The sequence below is a fragment of the Stenotrophomonas sp. a6 genome (genome assembly GCF_030913325.1).
Taxonomy (GTDB): domain Bacteria; phylum Pseudomonadota; class Gammaproteobacteria; order Xanthomonadales; family Xanthomonadaceae; genus Stenotrophomonas; species Stenotrophomonas maltophilia.
The window spans coordinates 2,866,813-2,883,212 of the sequence record NZ_CP133161.1 but is presented as its reverse complement, the minus strand read 5'-3'; the positions used below and the strand labels follow the sequence as shown (position 1 = coordinate 2,883,212).

At 66.0% G+C, this 16,400-nt stretch carries 16 protein-coding genes; 6 read left to right on the top strand and 10 right to left on the bottom strand.

Annotated elements, in window-relative coordinates; translation table 11 throughout:
- Positions 1-265 precede the first annotated feature (265 nt).
- Entirely contained in the window at positions 266-1,633 is a 1,368-nt protein-coding gene (gene purB, locus Q9Q79_RS13335) for an adenylosuccinate lyase (protein WP_012480782.1), read from the bottom strand.
- 293 nt (positions 1,634-1,926) lie between these two features.
- Between purB and Q9Q79_RS13330 the strand changes: the two genes are divergently transcribed.
- Positions 1,927-3,354, top strand: coding sequence for a class II fumarate hydratase (locus tag Q9Q79_RS13330; protein WP_012480781.1), 1,428 nt, complete (start codon positions 1,927-1,929; stop codon positions 3,352-3,354).
- A gap of 103 nt (positions 3,355-3,457) precedes the next feature.
- Here Q9Q79_RS13330 and Q9Q79_RS13325 read toward each other — a convergent pair whose 3' ends face one another.
- The 7 genes from Q9Q79_RS13325 to Q9Q79_RS13295 form a co-directional block, all read right to left on the bottom strand.
- Positions 3,458-3,883 carry a hypothetical protein gene (locus Q9Q79_RS13325; protein WP_005413932.1) on the bottom strand — a complete coding sequence of 142 codons (426 nt, stop codon included), beginning with the start codon at positions 3,881-3,883 and terminating at the stop codon, positions 3,458-3,460.
- Positions 3,884-3,983: 100 nt separating this feature from the next.
- On the bottom strand, positions 3,984-4,595 hold the full coding sequence (locus Q9Q79_RS13320) for a hypothetical protein (RefSeq protein WP_005413931.1): 612 nt from the start codon (positions 4,593-4,595) through the stop codon (positions 3,984-3,986).
- Positions 4,596-4,625: 30 nt separating this feature from the next.
- Entirely contained in the window at positions 4,626-5,513 is an 888-nt protein-coding gene (locus Q9Q79_RS13315) for a DUF4097 family beta strand repeat-containing protein (protein WP_062607396.1), read from the bottom strand.
- Positions 5,514-5,538: 25 nt separating this feature from the next.
- Positions 5,539-6,567, bottom strand: coding sequence for an ABC-2 transporter permease (locus Q9Q79_RS13310; protein WP_049459368.1), 1,029 nt, complete (start codon positions 6,565-6,567; stop codon positions 5,539-5,541).
- Entirely contained in the window at positions 6,564-7,439 is an 876-nt protein-coding gene (locus Q9Q79_RS13305; RefSeq protein WP_005410262.1) for an ABC transporter ATP-binding protein, read from the bottom strand. Before Q9Q79_RS13305 ends, Q9Q79_RS13310 begins: the two co-directional genes overlap by 4 nt.
- Entirely contained in the window at positions 7,439-7,798 is a 360-nt protein-coding gene (locus tag Q9Q79_RS13300) for a GntR family transcriptional regulator (protein WP_005410261.1), read from the bottom strand. Before Q9Q79_RS13300 ends, Q9Q79_RS13305 begins: the two co-directional genes overlap by 1 nt.
- Before the next feature lie 2 nt (positions 7,799-7,800).
- A complete protein-coding gene (locus tag Q9Q79_RS13295; protein ID WP_062607391.1) occupies positions 7,801-8,037 on the bottom strand; it encodes a hypothetical protein in 237 nt (78 codons plus the stop codon).
- A 365-nt stretch (positions 8,038-8,402) separates the two neighbouring features.
- On the opposite strand from Q9Q79_RS13295, the gene Q9Q79_RS13290 reads away from it, so the two are divergent.
- The 5 genes from Q9Q79_RS13290 (at position 8,403) to Q9Q79_RS13270 (ending at position 12,363) form a co-directional block, all read left to right on the top strand.
- The gene (locus Q9Q79_RS13290; RefSeq protein WP_062607389.1) at positions 8,403-8,990 is read left to right on the top strand and encodes a glutathione peroxidase; all 588 of its coding nucleotides are present in this window, start codon (positions 8,403-8,405) and stop codon (positions 8,988-8,990) included.
- A 96-nt stretch (positions 8,991-9,086) separates the two neighbouring features.
- Complete coding sequence (locus Q9Q79_RS13285) at positions 9,087-10,064, top strand: FKBP-type peptidyl-prolyl cis-trans isomerase (RefSeq protein ID WP_005410258.1); 978 nt, start codon at positions 9,087-9,089, stop codon at positions 10,062-10,064.
- 23 nt (positions 10,065-10,087) lie between these two features.
- Positions 10,088-11,437: a UDP-glucose/GDP-mannose dehydrogenase family protein gene (locus Q9Q79_RS13280; protein ID WP_005410257.1), complete on the top strand. Its 1,350-nt coding sequence runs from the start codon at positions 10,088-10,090 to the stop codon at positions 11,435-11,437.
- Positions 11,430-11,672 carry a SlyX family protein gene (locus tag Q9Q79_RS13275; protein ID WP_005410256.1) on the top strand — a complete coding sequence of 81 codons (243 nt, stop codon included), beginning with the start codon at positions 11,430-11,432 and terminating at the stop codon, positions 11,670-11,672. Before Q9Q79_RS13280 ends, Q9Q79_RS13275 begins: the two co-directional genes overlap by 8 nt.
- Before the next feature lie 10 nt (positions 11,673-11,682).
- Entirely contained in the window at positions 11,683-12,363 is a 681-nt protein-coding gene (locus Q9Q79_RS13270) for a DUF2058 family protein (RefSeq protein WP_005410255.1), read from the top strand.
- A gap of 48 nt (positions 12,364-12,411) precedes the next feature.
- Here the strand turns inward: Q9Q79_RS13270 and Q9Q79_RS13265 are convergent, their stop codons facing one another.
- Together Q9Q79_RS13265 and metH are read right to left on the bottom strand one after the other, a co-directional pair.
- Positions 12,412-13,599 (bottom strand): MFS transporter, encoded by a 1,188-nt coding sequence (locus Q9Q79_RS13265; RefSeq protein ID WP_111117868.1) that lies wholly within the window; start codon positions 13,597-13,599, stop codon positions 12,412-12,414.
- An 86-nt stretch (positions 13,600-13,685) separates the two neighbouring features.
- Positions 13,686-16,370 carry a methionine synthase gene (metH, locus tag Q9Q79_RS13260; protein WP_049448980.1) on the bottom strand — a complete coding sequence of 895 codons (2,685 nt, stop codon included), beginning with the start codon at positions 16,368-16,370 and terminating at the stop codon, positions 13,686-13,688.
- Positions 16,371-16,400 lie beyond the last annotated feature (30 nt).

The window sequence follows — 16,400 nt, the reverse complement described above, 5'->3', positions numbered from 1 at the left end:
TCAAATTCCGTTTCGACAACCTCCACGCTCTTCGATCCGTCACCGGAAATCTGTCAGAGGTGGGGCGGGAGGGGCCAGCGGGACCGTTGGCGCCATGGATGGCGCCATCGAGCCCCCATGGATGGGTTCACGGCGTGTCCCGCTGGCCCCTCCCGCCCCGCCCAGCCCGCAGCAACCCAGAGCCTGGATCGCTGTTGCTGTTGCCGTTGCTGTTGCAGTTGCCTGCCGCAGGCAGCGCTCGCGGCCGCCGCCGCAAAGGAACCCCTTAGATCTTCTTCGCCAGGGCCTCGGCCAGACCCGTGTAGCTGCCCGGGGTCATCTCCAGCAGGCGCTGCTTCGCATCCGCCGGCAGCTCCAGCCCCTGCACGAACGCACGCATCGACTCGGCGGTGATGCCCTGGCCACGGGTCAGCGCCTTCAGCTGCTCGTACGGGTTCGGCAGGCCATGGCGACGCATCACCGTCTGCACGGCCTCGGCCAGCACTTCCCAGGCCGCGTCCAGATCGGCGTCCAGGCGCTGTGGGTTCACCTCCAGCTTGCCCAGGCCCTTGGCCAGCGAATCCAGCGCCACCTGGCTGTGGCCGAACGCGGTGCCCAGTGCGCGCAGCACGGTGGAATCGGTCAGGTCACGCTGCCAGCGGCTGATCGGCAGCTTCGCGCTGAAGTGCTCGAACAGCGCGTTGGCGATACCGAAGTTGCCTTCCGCATTCTCGAAATCGATCGGATTGACCTTGTGCGGCATCGTCGACGAGCCGACTTCGCCTTCCTTCAGCCGCTGCTTGAAGTAGCCCAGCGAGATGTAGCCCCAGATGTCGCGGGCCAGGTCGATCAGGATGATGTTGGCGCGGCGCGCGGCATCGCCGATCTCGGCAACATTGTCGTGCGGCTCGATCTGCGTGGTGTACGGGTTGAACACCAGGCCCAGGCCGGTCACGAAGCGCTCGGCGAAGGCCGGCCAGTCCACGTCCGGGTAGCTGGCCACGTGGGCGTTGTAGTTGCCGACCGCGCCGTTGATCTTGCCGGTCAGCTCGACCGCGGCGATCTGCCTGCGCTGGCGCTCCAGGCGCGCGACCACGTTGGCCAGCTCCTTGCCCAGCGTGGTCGGCGAGGCAGTCTGGCCATGGGTGCGCGACAGCATCGGCTGGCCGGCCTGGGCGTGGGCGAGGTTGCGCAGCGTGGTGGCGATGCCGTCCAGGGTCGGCAGCAGCACCTCGCGGCGGGCCTGTTCCAGCATCAGGCCGTAGCTGAGGTTGTTGATGTCTTCGCTGGTGCAGGCGAAATGCACGAATTCCAGCGCCGGAGCCAGCTCGGCGTCGTCCTTCAGCTGTTCCTTGATGAAGTACTCCACCGCCTTGACGTCATGGTTGGTGGTGCGCTCGATCTCCTTCACGCGCGCGGCCTGGGCCGGGCTGAAGCGGGCCGCCAGCTCGCGCAGGCGGGCGACGGCGGCGTCGGAGAACGGCGCCAGTTCGACGATGCCCGGTTCGGCGGCCAGCGCCAGCAGCCATTCCACCTCGACCACGATGCGGGCCTTGATCAGGCCGTATTCGGAGAAGATCGGGCGCAGGGCGTCGACCTTGCCGGCGTAGCGGCCATCGAGCGGGGACAGGGCGAGCAGGGCGGAATCGGACATGTCGGCAGGGCTGGGACGAGCGGCGGGGGCCATATTCTACGACGTGCCGGTCAGCTAGTGCCGGCCGCTGGCCGGCAAGCCATGGCGGCGTAGGCCGGGCGTGGTTGCCGGCCAGCGGCCGGCACTACCCTTGCGCGCGCAGAACGGCCGTGCAGGTGGAACGATCTGGCCCGCCCTCGTCATCCCATGCTGCGGGCAAGGGAGTATTGTGGCCGCAGCCGCCAGCCCGGGAAGCGACACCCTGCCAGCCGCCGCTTCCCTTTCCCCAACTGAAGTAGTGCGGAGTTGATGCAATGAGCAAAGCTGCAAGCAAGGGTTTCAGAATCGAACACGACAGCATGGGCGAGCTGCAGGTGCCTGCGGATGCCCTGTGGGGCGCGCAGACCCAGCGCGCCGTGCAGAATTTCCCGGTGTCGGGCCAGCGCATGCCGCGCGGTTTCATCCGCGCCCTGGGCCTGGTCAAGGGCGCAGCCGCCGGCGTCAACGCCGAGCTGGGCCACCTGCCGAAGAATGTGGCCAAGGCCATCCAGACCGCTGCTGCCGAAGTGGCCGCCGGCAACTGGGACGCGCAGTTCCCGATCGACGTCTACCAGACGGGTTCGGGCACGTCGTCGAACATGAATGCCAATGAGGTCATCGCCACCCTGGCCAACCGTGCCGGCAAGGCGGGCAAGACCACCGTGCATCCCAATGACCACGTCAACCAGGGGCAGAGCTCCAATGACGTGATTCCGACTGCGCTGCGGGTGTCGGCGGTGCTGGCGACGCACGAGCAGCTGCTGCCGGCGCTGGTGCACCTGCGCAAGACCCTGGACAAGAAGGGCCGCAGCCTGCGCAAGGTGGTCAAGACCGGCCGTACCCACCTGATGGACGCGATGCCGCTCACCTTCGAGCAGGAATTCGGTGCGTGGTCGGCGCAGCTGGCCTCGGCGCAGGAGCGCATCGAAGACAGCCTCAAGCGCGTGCGCCGGTTGCCGCTGGGCGGCACCGCCATCGGTACCGGCATCAACGCCGACCCGCGCTTCGGCGCGCAGGTGGCCAAGGCGCTGAAGCAGCAGACCGGCTTCAAGTTCGACAGCGCCGAGAACAAGTTCGAAGGCCTGGCCGCGCAGGACGATGCGGTGGAACTGTCGGGCCAGCTCAATGCGCTGGCCGTGGCACTGATCAAGATCGCCAATGACCTGCGCTGGATGAACGCCGGTCCGCTGGCCGGGCTGGGCGAGATCGAACTGCCGGCACTGCAGCCGGGCAGCTCGATCATGCCGGGCAAGGTCAACCCGGTCATTCCGGAAGCCACGGTGATGGCCTGCGCGCAGGTGATCGGCCACCACACCGCGATCACCGTGGCCGGGCAGACCGGCAACTTCCAGCTCAACGTCACCCTGCCGTTGATCGCGGTGAACCTGCTCGATGGCATCGGCCTGCTGGCCAATGTGTCCAGGCTGCTGGCCGACAGCGCGATCGCAGGGCTGAAGGTGCGCGAGGACCGCGTGGCCGAGGCGCTGGCGCGCAACCCGATCCTGGTCACCGCGCTGAACCCGATCATCGGCTACGAGAAGGCAGCGGCGATTGCCAAGCGTGCCTACAAGGAACAGCGCCCGGTGCTGGACGTGGCGCTGGAAGACAGCGGGCTTGACGAGGCCGAGCTGCGTCGCCTGCTGGACCCGACTGCGCTGACTGCTGGTGGCATCCAGGCTGGCGGTGGTGGCGCCGGGGGGTGATCTGCCGGTTGCAGAGTCGAGCCACGCTCGACGGTTGTTCCGGAGTCGGGCATGGCTCGACTCTACGGAAACGAAGAACGCCGCCCTCGGGCGGCGTTTTTCTTCAGCGACGGTCGGCGACGATGTTGCCGAAGGTGTCGGTGTAATCCTTGAACTCGGGGATGCGCTGGATCAGGTCGGCCGGGATCACCTCCATGCCCTCCGGCGGCTGGATCTTCACCGGCTGCATGTTCGGATCGGCCGGTGCGGCCACCAGCGTGTTCTGGCGCAGCACCTGCAGCTTGCCGAACATCGTCTGCAGCATCTGCTTCTGCCCGTCGTCCAGCGGAATCTGGATCTCGTCCACCTTCATCGTGCCGTCGCCGAGGATGATGATGTTCGGTGCCGGCGGGCGGCGCACGGTCACCATGCCTTCGCTGACGGAAATCTTGGGCTTGCCGCGCTCGGCGCGGTGATTGCGGTAATCCTTGTCGCAGCCGACCAGACCCAGGCAGAGCAGGGTGGCCAGCAGCAGGAACAACTTCTTCATGGCGTTCGGTTCGGGGGCATCCGGGGCCCCCATTGTAAGCCCGCCGACAGTGCCCGACCGGCAACGGAAGGCCGCAGCCGGTCGGGTGCGTCGATTTGTCTCAGTTGGAGAACGTGACCGAGTTGTCCTTGCCGCAGTCGTCCACGTCGCTCTGGTCCATCGTCGCGTAGGGCTTGAACGCCGGCAGCTCGCGCGCCAGTGCCTGCTGGCTGGCCAGCATCGCCGGCAGGCGATCGCAGATGCGCTTGGCCTGGGCCTCGATCTTGGCGGCTTCGGCGTTGATGCGCTTCTCCACCCCTTCGCTGTCGCCGCTGAAGATGCCCTTCAGCGCTTCACCGGCGGCGTTGGCGCCGAGCTTGGCGCCGGCCAGCCCGACATCCATGCCCGCCATCGCAACGGCGACCACGTGACCGCGGTACTCCTGCAGGTGGCGGCGCTGGACGTCGTTGGCGGCGACCTCCTTGCCGGCGATCAGCAGGCGGCCATCCGGCGTGATCTCCGCACGCGGCTGCTTGTCGGCCGAGATCTTGATGTTGCCCTGGGCGATGTCCTTGCGGGCATCGTCCATGGCTTCCTTGACGGTCTGGCCGACGCCGCTGGTGGCTTCGGCGACGCTCTTGCCGACGCTCTTGTCGGGGGCGGAGGACGTGCCACCACAGGCGATCAGCGGCAGGCACAGCAGGGTGGCGGGCAGCAGGCGCAACAGGTTCATGATGTTCCCCTGGACGTGTGTGGAAGAGGATTACTTGCTGCGCGGCAGGGTGACCCGGCCGCTGACGTTGCGGTGTTCGATATCGCCGCTGCCGCTGTGATCGATGGTCAGGCTGCCGCGTACGCCGTCCACCTGGATGTCGCCCGAGCCGTGGCTGCGCACATGCACGTTGCCGCCGATATCGGCCAGATCGATGCCACCGGAGCCGACCACGCCGACTTCGACGCTGCCCTGCACGCGCTTGAACTCGATGTCGCCGGAGCCGACCGTATCCAGGCGTGTGTTGCCACGCACATCGGTGATCTTCAGGTCACCCGAACCGACAGTGCCGGTGATGGCATCGCCGCCGATGTTGCGGGCATTGACGTCGCCCGAACCCAGCGACAGCAGATTCAGCGAACTGCCGCCATCGATGTTGAGGTCGCCGGAACCCACTGCAGCGTGGATGCTGCCACGGGTACCGCGGGCCACCGCGTCACCGGAGCCGACGTCCACGCTGAGCGACTGTGCGTTTTCCACGCTGGCGTCACCCGAGCCGACCTTGAACTGCAGCGGCAGGTTGTCCGGCACGCTGCCACGGATATCCAGCCAGGCGTAGCTGTTGCCCAGGCTGATGCCGCTTTGGCGGCCTTCGCGGCGCAGGCTCACCACCAGCTTGTCGCCCACCTTGCGCTGGTCCAGTACCAGTTGGTCCAGCCATTCCTGGCTGGACGCGCAGGCGCGGCCGTCCAGCTGGCCGCCGCCAGCGCTGGCGACCACCTTCAGGTCATGCTGGTTGACCTCGAACACCACCGTCTTGGCACCGGCCACGTCCAGCTTCAGCGCGCGGGCGGCAGTGAACTTGCAGTTCGGAGCATCGGCGGCCAGCGCCGACAACGGCAACAGCAACAACGCAGAACAGGCGAGCAAAGAACGCATGGGTGGTGCCTCCGGGTGGATGGAATCAGATCTCGCCGGCGCGCTTGCGCAGGCGGATGGCGAGGAAGATGAACAGTGCCCCGACGGCCGCACCGATCCACAGCTCCGGCATCGCCAGCGACTTCAGCTGAGAGGCGGGGGACATCAGGCTGACCACCGAATCCAGGTCGCGGCGCGAACCTTCACCTGCGCCGAGGCGGTACAGCAGGTCCATGCCGGGCACGCCGCCCAGCAGCAGGCGGCCGACGATGTTCTGCCAGAACCAGCCGGTGGTCAGGCCGAACAGCGGCATGATCTTGGTGGTGCTGACGATGACGCCGGCAAACAGTGGCAGCATCACCGCCCACAGGAACGGCTTGCTCTTGGCCCAGGCCGAGCACAGCAGCAGCCACCCTGCAGTGGGCAGGGCCCAAAGCGCGTAGACCGGAATCCAGCTCAGGTGGCCAGCGGCCAGGGTCAACGGGCTGGCGGGCCCCCAGATCAGCGCCATCGGGCTGCCACCGTGCATCAGCGCGACGATGCTGATGATCAGCATGAAGCCGAACATGGTGATGATGCCGGCAATCACCGCGATCAGCGGTGCCACGATCAGTGCGCTGATGACCTTGGACAGCACGGTCTGGGTATCGGACAGCGGCAACGACTTCCAGAACAGGATGCTGCGGTCGCGGCGGTCGTCGTACAGGGCGCCGAGGCAATAGAAGAACACCACGAAGGCCAGCACCAGGAACGGCCATGCCGAGCTGAGCACCAGAGTCAGGTCAAGGCCGTTACCGAGGTCGGCAAGGTCCTTGCCGTCGATGTTGCGGGTGAGCAGCGCCAGGTCCAGGCCATTGACGTTCACGCTCTCGCCATCGACATGCAGCGCACCGTTGCGCGCCGCGCGGTTCAGCGCGAACAGGCCGAAGGCGATGCCGACGGTGCTCATCACCAGCGAGATCAGGCCGGCGATCAGCGGGGCATACAGGAAACCGCCGCGGTTTTCCCAGTACTCGCGCTTGAGCAGCCAGCGCAGCGTGCCGAGGGGGCTGACGGGATGGTTGACGGCATTCATGCGTAGGTCCCCTTCATGACGGCGACGAACAGGTCGGCCAGGCCCGGGCTGCGGGTCTCGCCAAGGGTGGAAAGCTGGGCGCGCGGTACGCCGTCGAACAGCATCACGGTCTTGCCGAACGCCAGGCTGCGTTCGTCGATCGGCTTCAGGGCGCGCGCGGTCTCCAGCTGGTCGGCGTTGACCAGCAGTTCGGTGTAACGCTGGCCGACCTCGTCCATTTCCGCATCGAGCACGATGCGGCCATCACGGATGAACATGACGTCGCTGAGGATGTGCTCGATCTCTTCCACCTGGTGGGTGGTGACGATGATGGTCTTCTGCTCGTCGAAATAGTCTTCCAGCAGGCGCTGGTAGAACTCCTTGCGGTACAGGATGTCCAGGCCCAGGGTGGGCTCGTCCAGTACCAGGATGCGGGCATCGATGGCCATCACCAGTGCCAGGTGCAGCTGCACGATCATGCCCTTGGACAGCTCGCGCACGCGCTGCTTCGGCTGCAGCTTGGTGTTGGCCAGGAAGCGCTCGCAGCGGGCGCGGTCGAAGCGCGGATGCACGCCGGCGACGAAATCGATGGCTTCGCGCACCTTCAGCCAGCGCGGCAGCACGGCGACGTCGGCGATGAAGCAGATGTCGTTCATCAGTTCGTCGCGGTGCAGCCGCGGGTCGCGCCCGAGCACGCTCAACTCACCTTCCACCGAGGTGAGGCCAAGAATGGCCTTCAGCGCGGTGGTCTTGCCGGCGCCATTGGGACCGATCAGGCCGACGATGCGCCCGCTCGGAATGCTGAAGCTGGCACTGTCGAGGGCAACGGTGGACTTGTAGGCCTTGCGCAGGCCGCGGGCGGTGATGACCGGTTCGCTTGCGGTGCTATTCATCAGACTTTCCCCTGGGGCAGCAATTCGTCGAGGCTCAGGCCCAGGCGCTGGATGCGCTCCAGCACGGCCGGCCATTCTTCATTGAGGAAGCGCTCGCGCTCGCTGCTGCGCAGCTGCGTGGCGGCCTGCTCGGTCATGAACATGCCCAGCCCGCGGCGCTTTTCGACCAGACCTTCGTCGGCCAGTTCCTGGTAAGCGCGCGAAACGGTGATGGGGTTCAGTTGGTAATCGGCGGCCACCTGGCGCACCGAAGGCAGGGCATCGCCCGGCTTGAGGATTCCGTCGAGCATCATGGCGATCACGCGCTCCTTCAACTGACGGTAGATGGGAGCGCCGTCGCTCCACTGGATGTCGCTCATATTCAGCTCCGTGGGGTCAGCGGCTGGGCGAACGAGAAATACGGCATGGACAGGGAGCTGTGCAGCCGACGCGGGGGAGGGGGGGAGGAATCGGCGTTCCCGGCCGGTGTAGCGATTGCATCCTGCGCACTGTCGGACGAGGCGGGGGCGGTGGGCGTGGCCAGCCAGGCCAGCACGATCAGGGTCGAAACAGCAGCGGCCGCGGGTGCGGTGAGGTTGCGACGGATCCGGGCGTTCATGGCTTCCCCCTGTCTCAGGTGACTGGTGTTGTATGCAACTATAACACCGGCACGCCTACGTGCAACCCCTTGCCGTCCCCAACTGATGGCAGGGGTGGTCAAATCGCTGAAATATCCGTTTATCCGATTGATTCGGAAGGGAAATCCGGTTCTGGCGCGGGCCGACCCAGGCCCGCCTTCCATTCAGCGTTGTCCATGCTATGTCATTACTGCGCCGTTGCTGGCGGGTCGTGCAGGAAAGCGCCACGCCGCGCAAAGCCACAGGCGCCCCTTGCAGCAAGGGGGAAGGGGGCCCGGTGCTATAGTTCGGCCGACTCCGGCCGCTACCGGCCGGCCCTGTGAATGGCCACCGCGGACTGCTCTCGATGCCTTTGCCGACCGTTATGCCGCGCCGCCTGCGCGGCCTGTCCCTGCTGACCCTGCTGGTAGCCGGCCTGGCCGGTTCCACCCACGTGCTGGCGGCCGATCTTCTCGACCTCGACTACCGCCCGCTGGCCAGCAAGCAGCAGGTCAACCTGCAGCAGCGCTACCACGGACAGGTGCTGCTGGTGGTCAATACCGCAAGCAAGTGCGGCTATACCCCTCAGTACGAAGGCCTGGAGGCGCTGCAGAAGCGCTATGCCGGCCGAGGTTTTGCCGTGCTCGGCTTCCCGTCCAACGATTTCAAGGGCCAGGAGCCCGGTGACGAGAAGCAGATCCAGGATTTCTGCACGCTCACCTACGGGGTCAAGTTCCCGATGTTCGAGAAGGTGCACGTGGTCGGTGCGGAGGCGACGCCGCTCTATCAACGGTTGACCGCGGCCACCGGCGTGGCCCCGGGCTGGAATTTCCACAAGTACCTGGTCGGCCGCGATGGCAAGGTCATCGCCCAGTTCGCCAGCAAGGTGACGCCGGATGATCCGCAGCTGACTGCGGCCATCGACAAGGCGCTGGCCACAGCGGCCGCACATTGATATCCGGCACGGATGCCTCGACATCGACGGCATGCGTGCGACAATGCTTCTTTTCGCGCCGACGTCGGCGCCCAGACACTTCCAGGAATGCAGCGAATGAAGATGGGAATGCGCGGCGCCGCGGCGTCGGTTCTGATTCTGGCGATGGGCACTTCAGGTGTCGCTCTGTCGCAACAATCGGCTGCCCCCGCAGCCGCCAAGGAGACCGCAACCTTGAATTCCCCCAAGCAGAAGCTCGGCTACGCCATCGGCCTGGACGTGGCCAAGTCGTTCACCCCGATCGCCGATGAGATCGACGTGGCCGCGCTGCGCACCGCCGTGGAGCGTTCGTTCGAAGGCCTGCAGCCGCAGATCACCCAGGAACAGGCCAAGGCCACCGACGCGGCCCTGCGCCAGGTCGTGATGGCCCGCAGCGGCCAGCAGGTGCCGGGCATGGCGCCGGGTTCGCAGCCGCCGAAGGTCGACCGCGTCAAGGTGTCGCAGATGATCGGTTCCTACTCTGTGGGCCCGTCGCTGGCGCAGCTGAAGGACGACATCGATGTTGCCTCGCTGTTTGACGCGATCAGCACCGGCCTGACCAAGGGCCAGCCGAAGATGACGGAAGCTGACGCGACCGCCACCATCCAGGCCTTCATGGGCAGCAAGCAGGCTGAAATGCAGGCCAAGGCTGCCGCTGCTGCGCAGACCAACCGCGAAGAAGGCAATGCCTTCCTGGCCAGGAACAAGACCCAGCCGGGTGTCGTGACGACGGCCTCGGGCCTGCAGTACCAGGTCATCCGCCCGGGTAGCGGCGAGCGCCCGCTGCCGAGCAGCAAGGTGCGCGTGAACTATGAAGGCAAGCTGCTCAACGGCACCGTGTTCGACAGCTCCTATGGTCGTCAGCCGGCCGAGTTCGGCCTGGACCAGGTGATCAAGGGCTGGACCGAGGGCGTTGCGCTGATGCCGGTCGGTTCGAAGTACCGCTTCTGGATCCCGGGCAATCTGGCTTATGGCGAGAACGGTACGCCGGGTGGCCCGATCGGCCCGAACGCGACTCTGACGTTCGACGTCGAGCTGCTGGGCGTCCTGCCGTAAGCCACCACGGAGCCTGCACGGACATGCGCGTTGCGATTTTCGGTACCGGTTATGTAGGTCTGGTGACCGGTACCTGCCTGGCCGATGTCGGTCATCAGGTGGTCTGCGTCGATATCGACCAGGCCAAGGTGGATGGCCTCAACCAGGGCATCATCCCGATCTATGAGCCCGGCCTGGAGCCGATGGTGAAGGCCAACCACGCCGCGTCGCGGCTGGCATTCACCACCGATGCCGCGTCCGCGATCGCGCATGGCCAGGTGGTGTTCATCGCCGTCGGTACCCCGCCGGACGAGGACGGCAGCGCTGACCTGCAGTACGTACTGGCCGTGGCCCGTACCATTGGCCGGCACATGAGTGTGCCGACCGTGGTGGTCAACAAGTCGACGGTGCCGGTGGGCACCGCCGACAAGGTGCGTGCGGCCATTGCTGAAGAACTTGCCGCGCGTGGCGCGGACATCACCTTTGACGTGGTGTCCAACCCGGAATTCCTGAAGGAAGGCGACGCGGTCGCCGACTGCATGCGCCCGGACCGCATCATCATTGGTGCGACCAGCGAGGAATCTGTCGCGGTGATGCGTCGTCTGTATGCGCCGTTCAACCGCAACCACGACCGCGTGGTGGAAATGGACGTGCGCTCGGCCGAGCTGACCAAGTACGCGGCGAACGCGATGCTGGCGACCAAGATTTCGTTCATGAACGAAATCGCAAACATCGCCGAGCGCGTCGGTGCCGACGTCGAGCAGGTCCGCCAGGGTATCGGCTCGGACCCGCGCATCGGCTGGCACTTCATCTACCCGGGCGCCGGCTACGGTGGCTCCTGCTTCCCCAAGGACGTGCAGGCGCTGGCCCGCACCGCCCAGCAACATGGTCTTGAGCCGAAGCTGCTGAACGCGGTGGAAGCGGTCAACGATGCGCAGAAGGGCCACCTGTTCGCCCTCATCCAGCGTCATTACGACAAGGGCGAGGACGAAGGCGTGCGCGGCAGGACCTTTGCCGTGTGGGGCCTGGCCTTCAAGCCGAACACCGACGACATGCGTGAAGCCTCCAGCCGTCGCCTGCTGGCGCAGCTGTGGGAGGGCGGTGCCACGGTGCGTGCCTACGACCCGGAAGCGATGCATGAATCGCAGCGCATCTTCGGCGAGCGCGATGACCTGGTGTTCTGCAGCAGTGCTGATGAGGCCCTCGAAGGGGCCGACGCGCTGGTGGTGGTCACCGAGTGGAAGCAGTTCCGTAGCCCCGACTTCCAGAAGCTGCGCGAGCAGCTGAAGGACGCGGCGGTGTTCGATGGACGCAATCTGTACGATCCTGCCGAAGTGGAAGCTGCCGGCCTGGCGTACTACGGCATTGGCCGGGGGCGTTCGCTGCATGTCTGACCTGCTGCCGACCGAACGCGAGCAGGCGCTGGAAGCGCGCCTGGTCGAACTGGAAATGCGCGTGTCCTTCCAGGAACAGGCGCTTGCCGAATTGAGCGATGCGCTGGCCGATGCCCGCATGCAGGGCATGCGCAACGCCGACGTGCTGCGTGTGCTGCTGGAGGACCTGGGCAAGGTCCGCAACGCACTGAATTCTTCCGATCCGGCGAGCGAACCACCGCCGCCGCACTACTGATCCGAATCCTATGAGCGATACCCTCCGCGACCAGCTGATGGGCCTGGGCTTCAAGCCCGCGCCCAAGCCCGAGCGCAAGAATGATGGCCCCCGCCGTGATGGCCGCCCGCAGGGCAAGGGTGGCAACGGCAATGGAAAGCCGCAGGGCGCTGGCAAGGGCGAGCACAAGCCCGGTGAGCGTCGCGGGCATGGCCACGGTGGCCCGGGCAGGCCCGGCCAGTCGCGTGGCCCGGGCCAGCAGGGCCCGCGCAAGCCGCGCAGCGCCGAAGAGATGGATCTGGCCAAGGCCTATGCCATCCGTGCGCAGCGTGAGAAGGAGGAGCGCATCGAGACCGAGCGCCTGAAGCAGGAAGAAGCACGCGTGCGCCGCGAGGCGAAGGCCAAGCTGGAAGAACTGCTGAAGGACAAGGGCCTGAACTCCGAGGCGGCTGATATCGCTCGCCACTTCCCGTATGGCGGCAAGATCAAGCGCATCTACGTGACCGCCGAACAGCTGACCGCGCTCAATGCCGGTGAGCTGGGCGTGGTCCAGCTCAATGGCCGTTACCTGCTGGTGACCGCCGAAGTGCTGGCACAGTCCGAAGCGGTGTTTGCCGCATCGGTGGCACTGAAGGTCGATCCGAACGCGCCGGCCGAGGAAGATCCCTACGCGGACCCGCAGTACCAGGTACCGGACGACCTGGTCTGGTAACTGCACCTGCTGCACGATGAGAACGCCGGGCATTGCCCGGCGTTTTCGTTACCGGACGCGCGCAGTGCTGTGGCGTGCACGGATCAACGGCAGGCTCAGCGCGAAGAAGCACAGCAGTGCGCCGACCAGAGCGAATCCGCTACCTGCGAGGAAGGCCGTGCGTCCCTCGTCGATCTTCCACAGTTGGCCGGCGATGAGCGCGCCCAGCACGCCGCCGACACCGGACGAGAAACCGTACAGCAGGCCCTGGCCATGGCCATTGAGGCGTCCGGGGAAGTAGATCGCCAGCATCTGCATCGCCGCGGCGAAGAACGCGGCAAAGCCCAGCGCGTGCGCGGTCTGCGCCAGCAGCATCACCGGCAGGTTTTCCGGGAACAGTGCGGTCACGGCCCAGCGCAGGCAGGAACTGACCAGCGCGATCAGCAGCATCCAGCTGGCGTCATAGCGGCGGAAGAAGCGGCCGATGGTGAAGAACACGCCCACTTCGAACACCACGCCGATGGTCCAGAGCAGGCCGAGCGTGGATGTGCGATAGCCGTGGTGGTCCATGTAGACCGAGAAGAAGGTGTAGTACGGGCCGAACGAGAGCTGCTCCATGAAAGCGGCCAGGAAGAACGCCAGCACCGGCGGGCGGCGCACGATCTGCCAGAAGCCGCTGGCATCGCCGCCGGTCCTGCCGATGTCGCGTGCGTAGTGGTTGCTGAAGGCCGAGGCGACCAGCAGGACGAACAGCGGCAGCATCATCCAGGGCAGCAGCCCGGCGCGGCCGGCGGTGCCGTCACCTTCGATCAGCCAGCCGAACAGGGTGACGATGGCGATGAACCCAAGCGAACCCCAGACCCGGATCAGGCCGTAGCGATGGCTGTCGCTGCCGAGATGGGTGAGGGTGATCGACTCGAACTGCGGCATCACCGCGTTGTAGAAGAAGCAGAACACGATCATCGCCGGATACATCCATGGCTGCGGCAGAGGCAGCAGGAATGCGGCGAAGCTGATCAGGGTCAGCACGCAGCCGATGCGCAACAGTCGGATCGGCCGCGGTGAGGTGGCTGCCAGCGAGGTCCAGGCACTGGGTGCAACCACGCGCGTGGCATACCACAGCCCCATCATCACGCTGATGGCGGTCACGCTCATCCCGCGTGCAGTGAGGAACAGGCTCCAGTACGGAGTGAACGCGCCGAGTGCCGCGTAGTAGAACAGATAGAAGCTGGAGAGGCGGGCAGCAGGAACATTCATCGCGGCATGATGAAGCAAAAAGGGGGCGGAGGGGATCAAGTCATTTGTGCCACAAGCGACTTGATCCCCTCCGTCCCCATTCTGTGTCATTCGGGATCGTAGTCGAGGTTGGAGGCCAGCCAGCGCTCGGCCTGGGCGCGCTCCACGCCCTTGCGCCGGGCGTAGTCGGTGACCTGCTCGCGGCTGAGGCGCCCGACCACGAAGTACTGGCTTTGCGGATGACTGAAGTAGTAGCCCGATACCGCGGCGGTCGGAAGCATCGCAAAGCTCTCGGTCAGTTCCATGCCGGCGTTGGCCTCGGCCCGCAGCAGATCGAACAGGCGCCGCTTCTCGCTGTGCTCGGGGCACGCCGGATAGCCGGGAGCGGGGCGGATGCCACGGTACTGCTCATCGATCAGGGCGTCGTTGTCCAGCGTCTCGGCCTGGTCATAACCCCAGAATTCCGTGCGTACACGCTGATGCAGGCGCTCGGCCAGGGCTTCGGCGAAGCGATCGGCCAGGGCCTTCAGTAGGATCGCGTTGTAGTCGTCATGCTCGGCTTCGAAGCGCGCCACGTGGGCATCGATGCCGATGCCGGCAGTGACCGCGAACGCGCCGATCCAGTCCTGCCTGCCGCTGTCGGTCGGCGCGATGAAATCGGCCAGGCAGAAATCCGGACGCTCGGCCGGCTTGTCCACCTGCTGGCGCAGGAAGTGCAGGGTGGTCTCGCCCTGTGGGTGCTGCACGCGCACGTCGTCGCCGACGCTGTTGGCCGGCCACAGGCCGAACACGGCCTTGGCGGTCAGCCACTTCTCGCCGACGATGCGGTCGAGCATCGCGCGGGCATCGCGGTACAGCTCGCTGGCCTGGCTGCCGACGATCTCGTCGGTGAGGATCGCCGGGAACTTGCCGGCAAGCTCCCAGGCCTGGAAGAACGGCGTCCAGTCGATGTACTCGACCAGCTCGGCCAGCGGATAGTCATCGAAGACGTGCAGGCCTGGCTGCTTCGGTGCGGGCGGCGTGTAGTTCCCCCAGTCGCCCTGGAACTTCTGCCCGCGTGCATGTTCCAGCGACACCAGGCGCTTGGCATCGCCACGATTGCGGTGCCGTGCCCGGATCTCGGCATAGTCGGCCTCGTTGGCGGCAACGAAGGCTTCGCGCAGGTCGCGCGAGATCAGCGACTGGGCCACGCCGACCGCGCGCGAGGCGTCCTTCACCCACACCGTAGGCGCTTTGTAGTGCGGGTCGATCTTCAACGCGGTGTGCGCGCGCGAGGTGGTGGCGCCGCCGATCAGCAGCGGCAGATTGAAACCCTGGCGCTCCATCTCGCGGGCGACGTGGCTCATCTCCTCCAGCGAGGGAGTGATCAGACCGGACAGGCCGATCAGGTCGGCATTGTGCTCGCGCGCGGCATCGAGGATCTTCTGCGCCGGCACCATCACGCCAAGGTCGACCACCTCGAAGTTGTTGCAGGCCAGGACCACGCCGACGATGTTCTTGCCGATGTCATGCACATCGCCCTTCACCGTGGCCATGATGATCTTGCCGTTGCTCTTGGCAGTGTCGCCGCTGCGCGCCTTCTCCGCCTCGATGTACGGCAGCAGGTAGGCCACGGCCTTCTTCATCACACGCGCGGATTTCACCACCTGCGGCAGGAACATCTTGCCGGCGCCGAACAGGTCACCGACGATGTTCATGCCGTCCATCAGCGGGCCTTCGATCACGTCCAGCGGGCGGCTGGAGGCCTGCCGGGCCAGCTCGGTGTCTTCCTCGACAAAGGCATCCAAGCCGTGCACCAGTGCATGCGCCAGGCGCTGCGCCACCGGCTTGTCGCGCCAGGCCAGGTCTTCGGTCTTCGCCGCACCCTTCCTGCCCTTGTAGCGCTCGGCGATCTCCAGCAGGCGTTCGGTGGCATCGCTGCGGCGGTTGAGGATCACATCCTCCACGCGCTCACGCAGCTCCGGCTCCAGCTCATCGTAGATCGGCATGGCACCGGCATTGACGATGCCCATGTCCATGCCGGCGGCGATGGCGTGGTACAGGAACACCGAATGGATGGCCTGGCGCACCGTTTCGTTGCCGCGGAACGAGAACGAGACGTTGGAGACACCACCGGAGACGTGGCAGTGCGGCAGCGTCTGCTTGATGATGCGGGTGGCTTCGATGAAGTCCACCGCATAGTTGTCATGTTCTTCGATGCCAGTGGCGACGGCGAAGATGTTCGGGTCGAAGATGATGTCCTGCGGCGGGAAGCCGATCTCGTCGACCAGGATGCGGTAGGCGCGGGTACAGATCTCGACCTTGCGCGCACACGTATCGGCCTGCCCGCTTTCATCGAAGGCCATGACCACCGCGGCGGCGCCATAGCGCAGGACCTTGCGCGCGTGTTCGCGGAAAAGCGCCTCGCCTTCCTTCAGCGAGATCGAGTTGACCACGCTCTTGCCCTGCAGGCACTTCAGGCCGGCCTCGATCACGCTCCACTTGGAGGAGTCGACCATCACCGGGATGCGGGCGATGTCCGGCTCGGACATGATCAGGTTGAGGTAGCGGGTCATCGCCGCTTCCGAATCGATCAGGCCCTCGTCCATGTTGACGTCGAGGATCTGCGCGCCGCTTGCCACCTGCTGGCGGGCCACGTCCACCGCTTCTTCGTAGCGGCCTTCCTTGATCAGCTTGCGGAACTGCGCGCTGCCGGTCACGTTGGTGCGTTCGCCGACGTTGATGAACAGCAGGTCCGGGGTGATGACCAGGGGTTCCAGGCCGGACAGGCGGGTAGGGCGGACAGGCGTCATGGCAGGCGTCGGCTCAGCAGCAATAGGGCG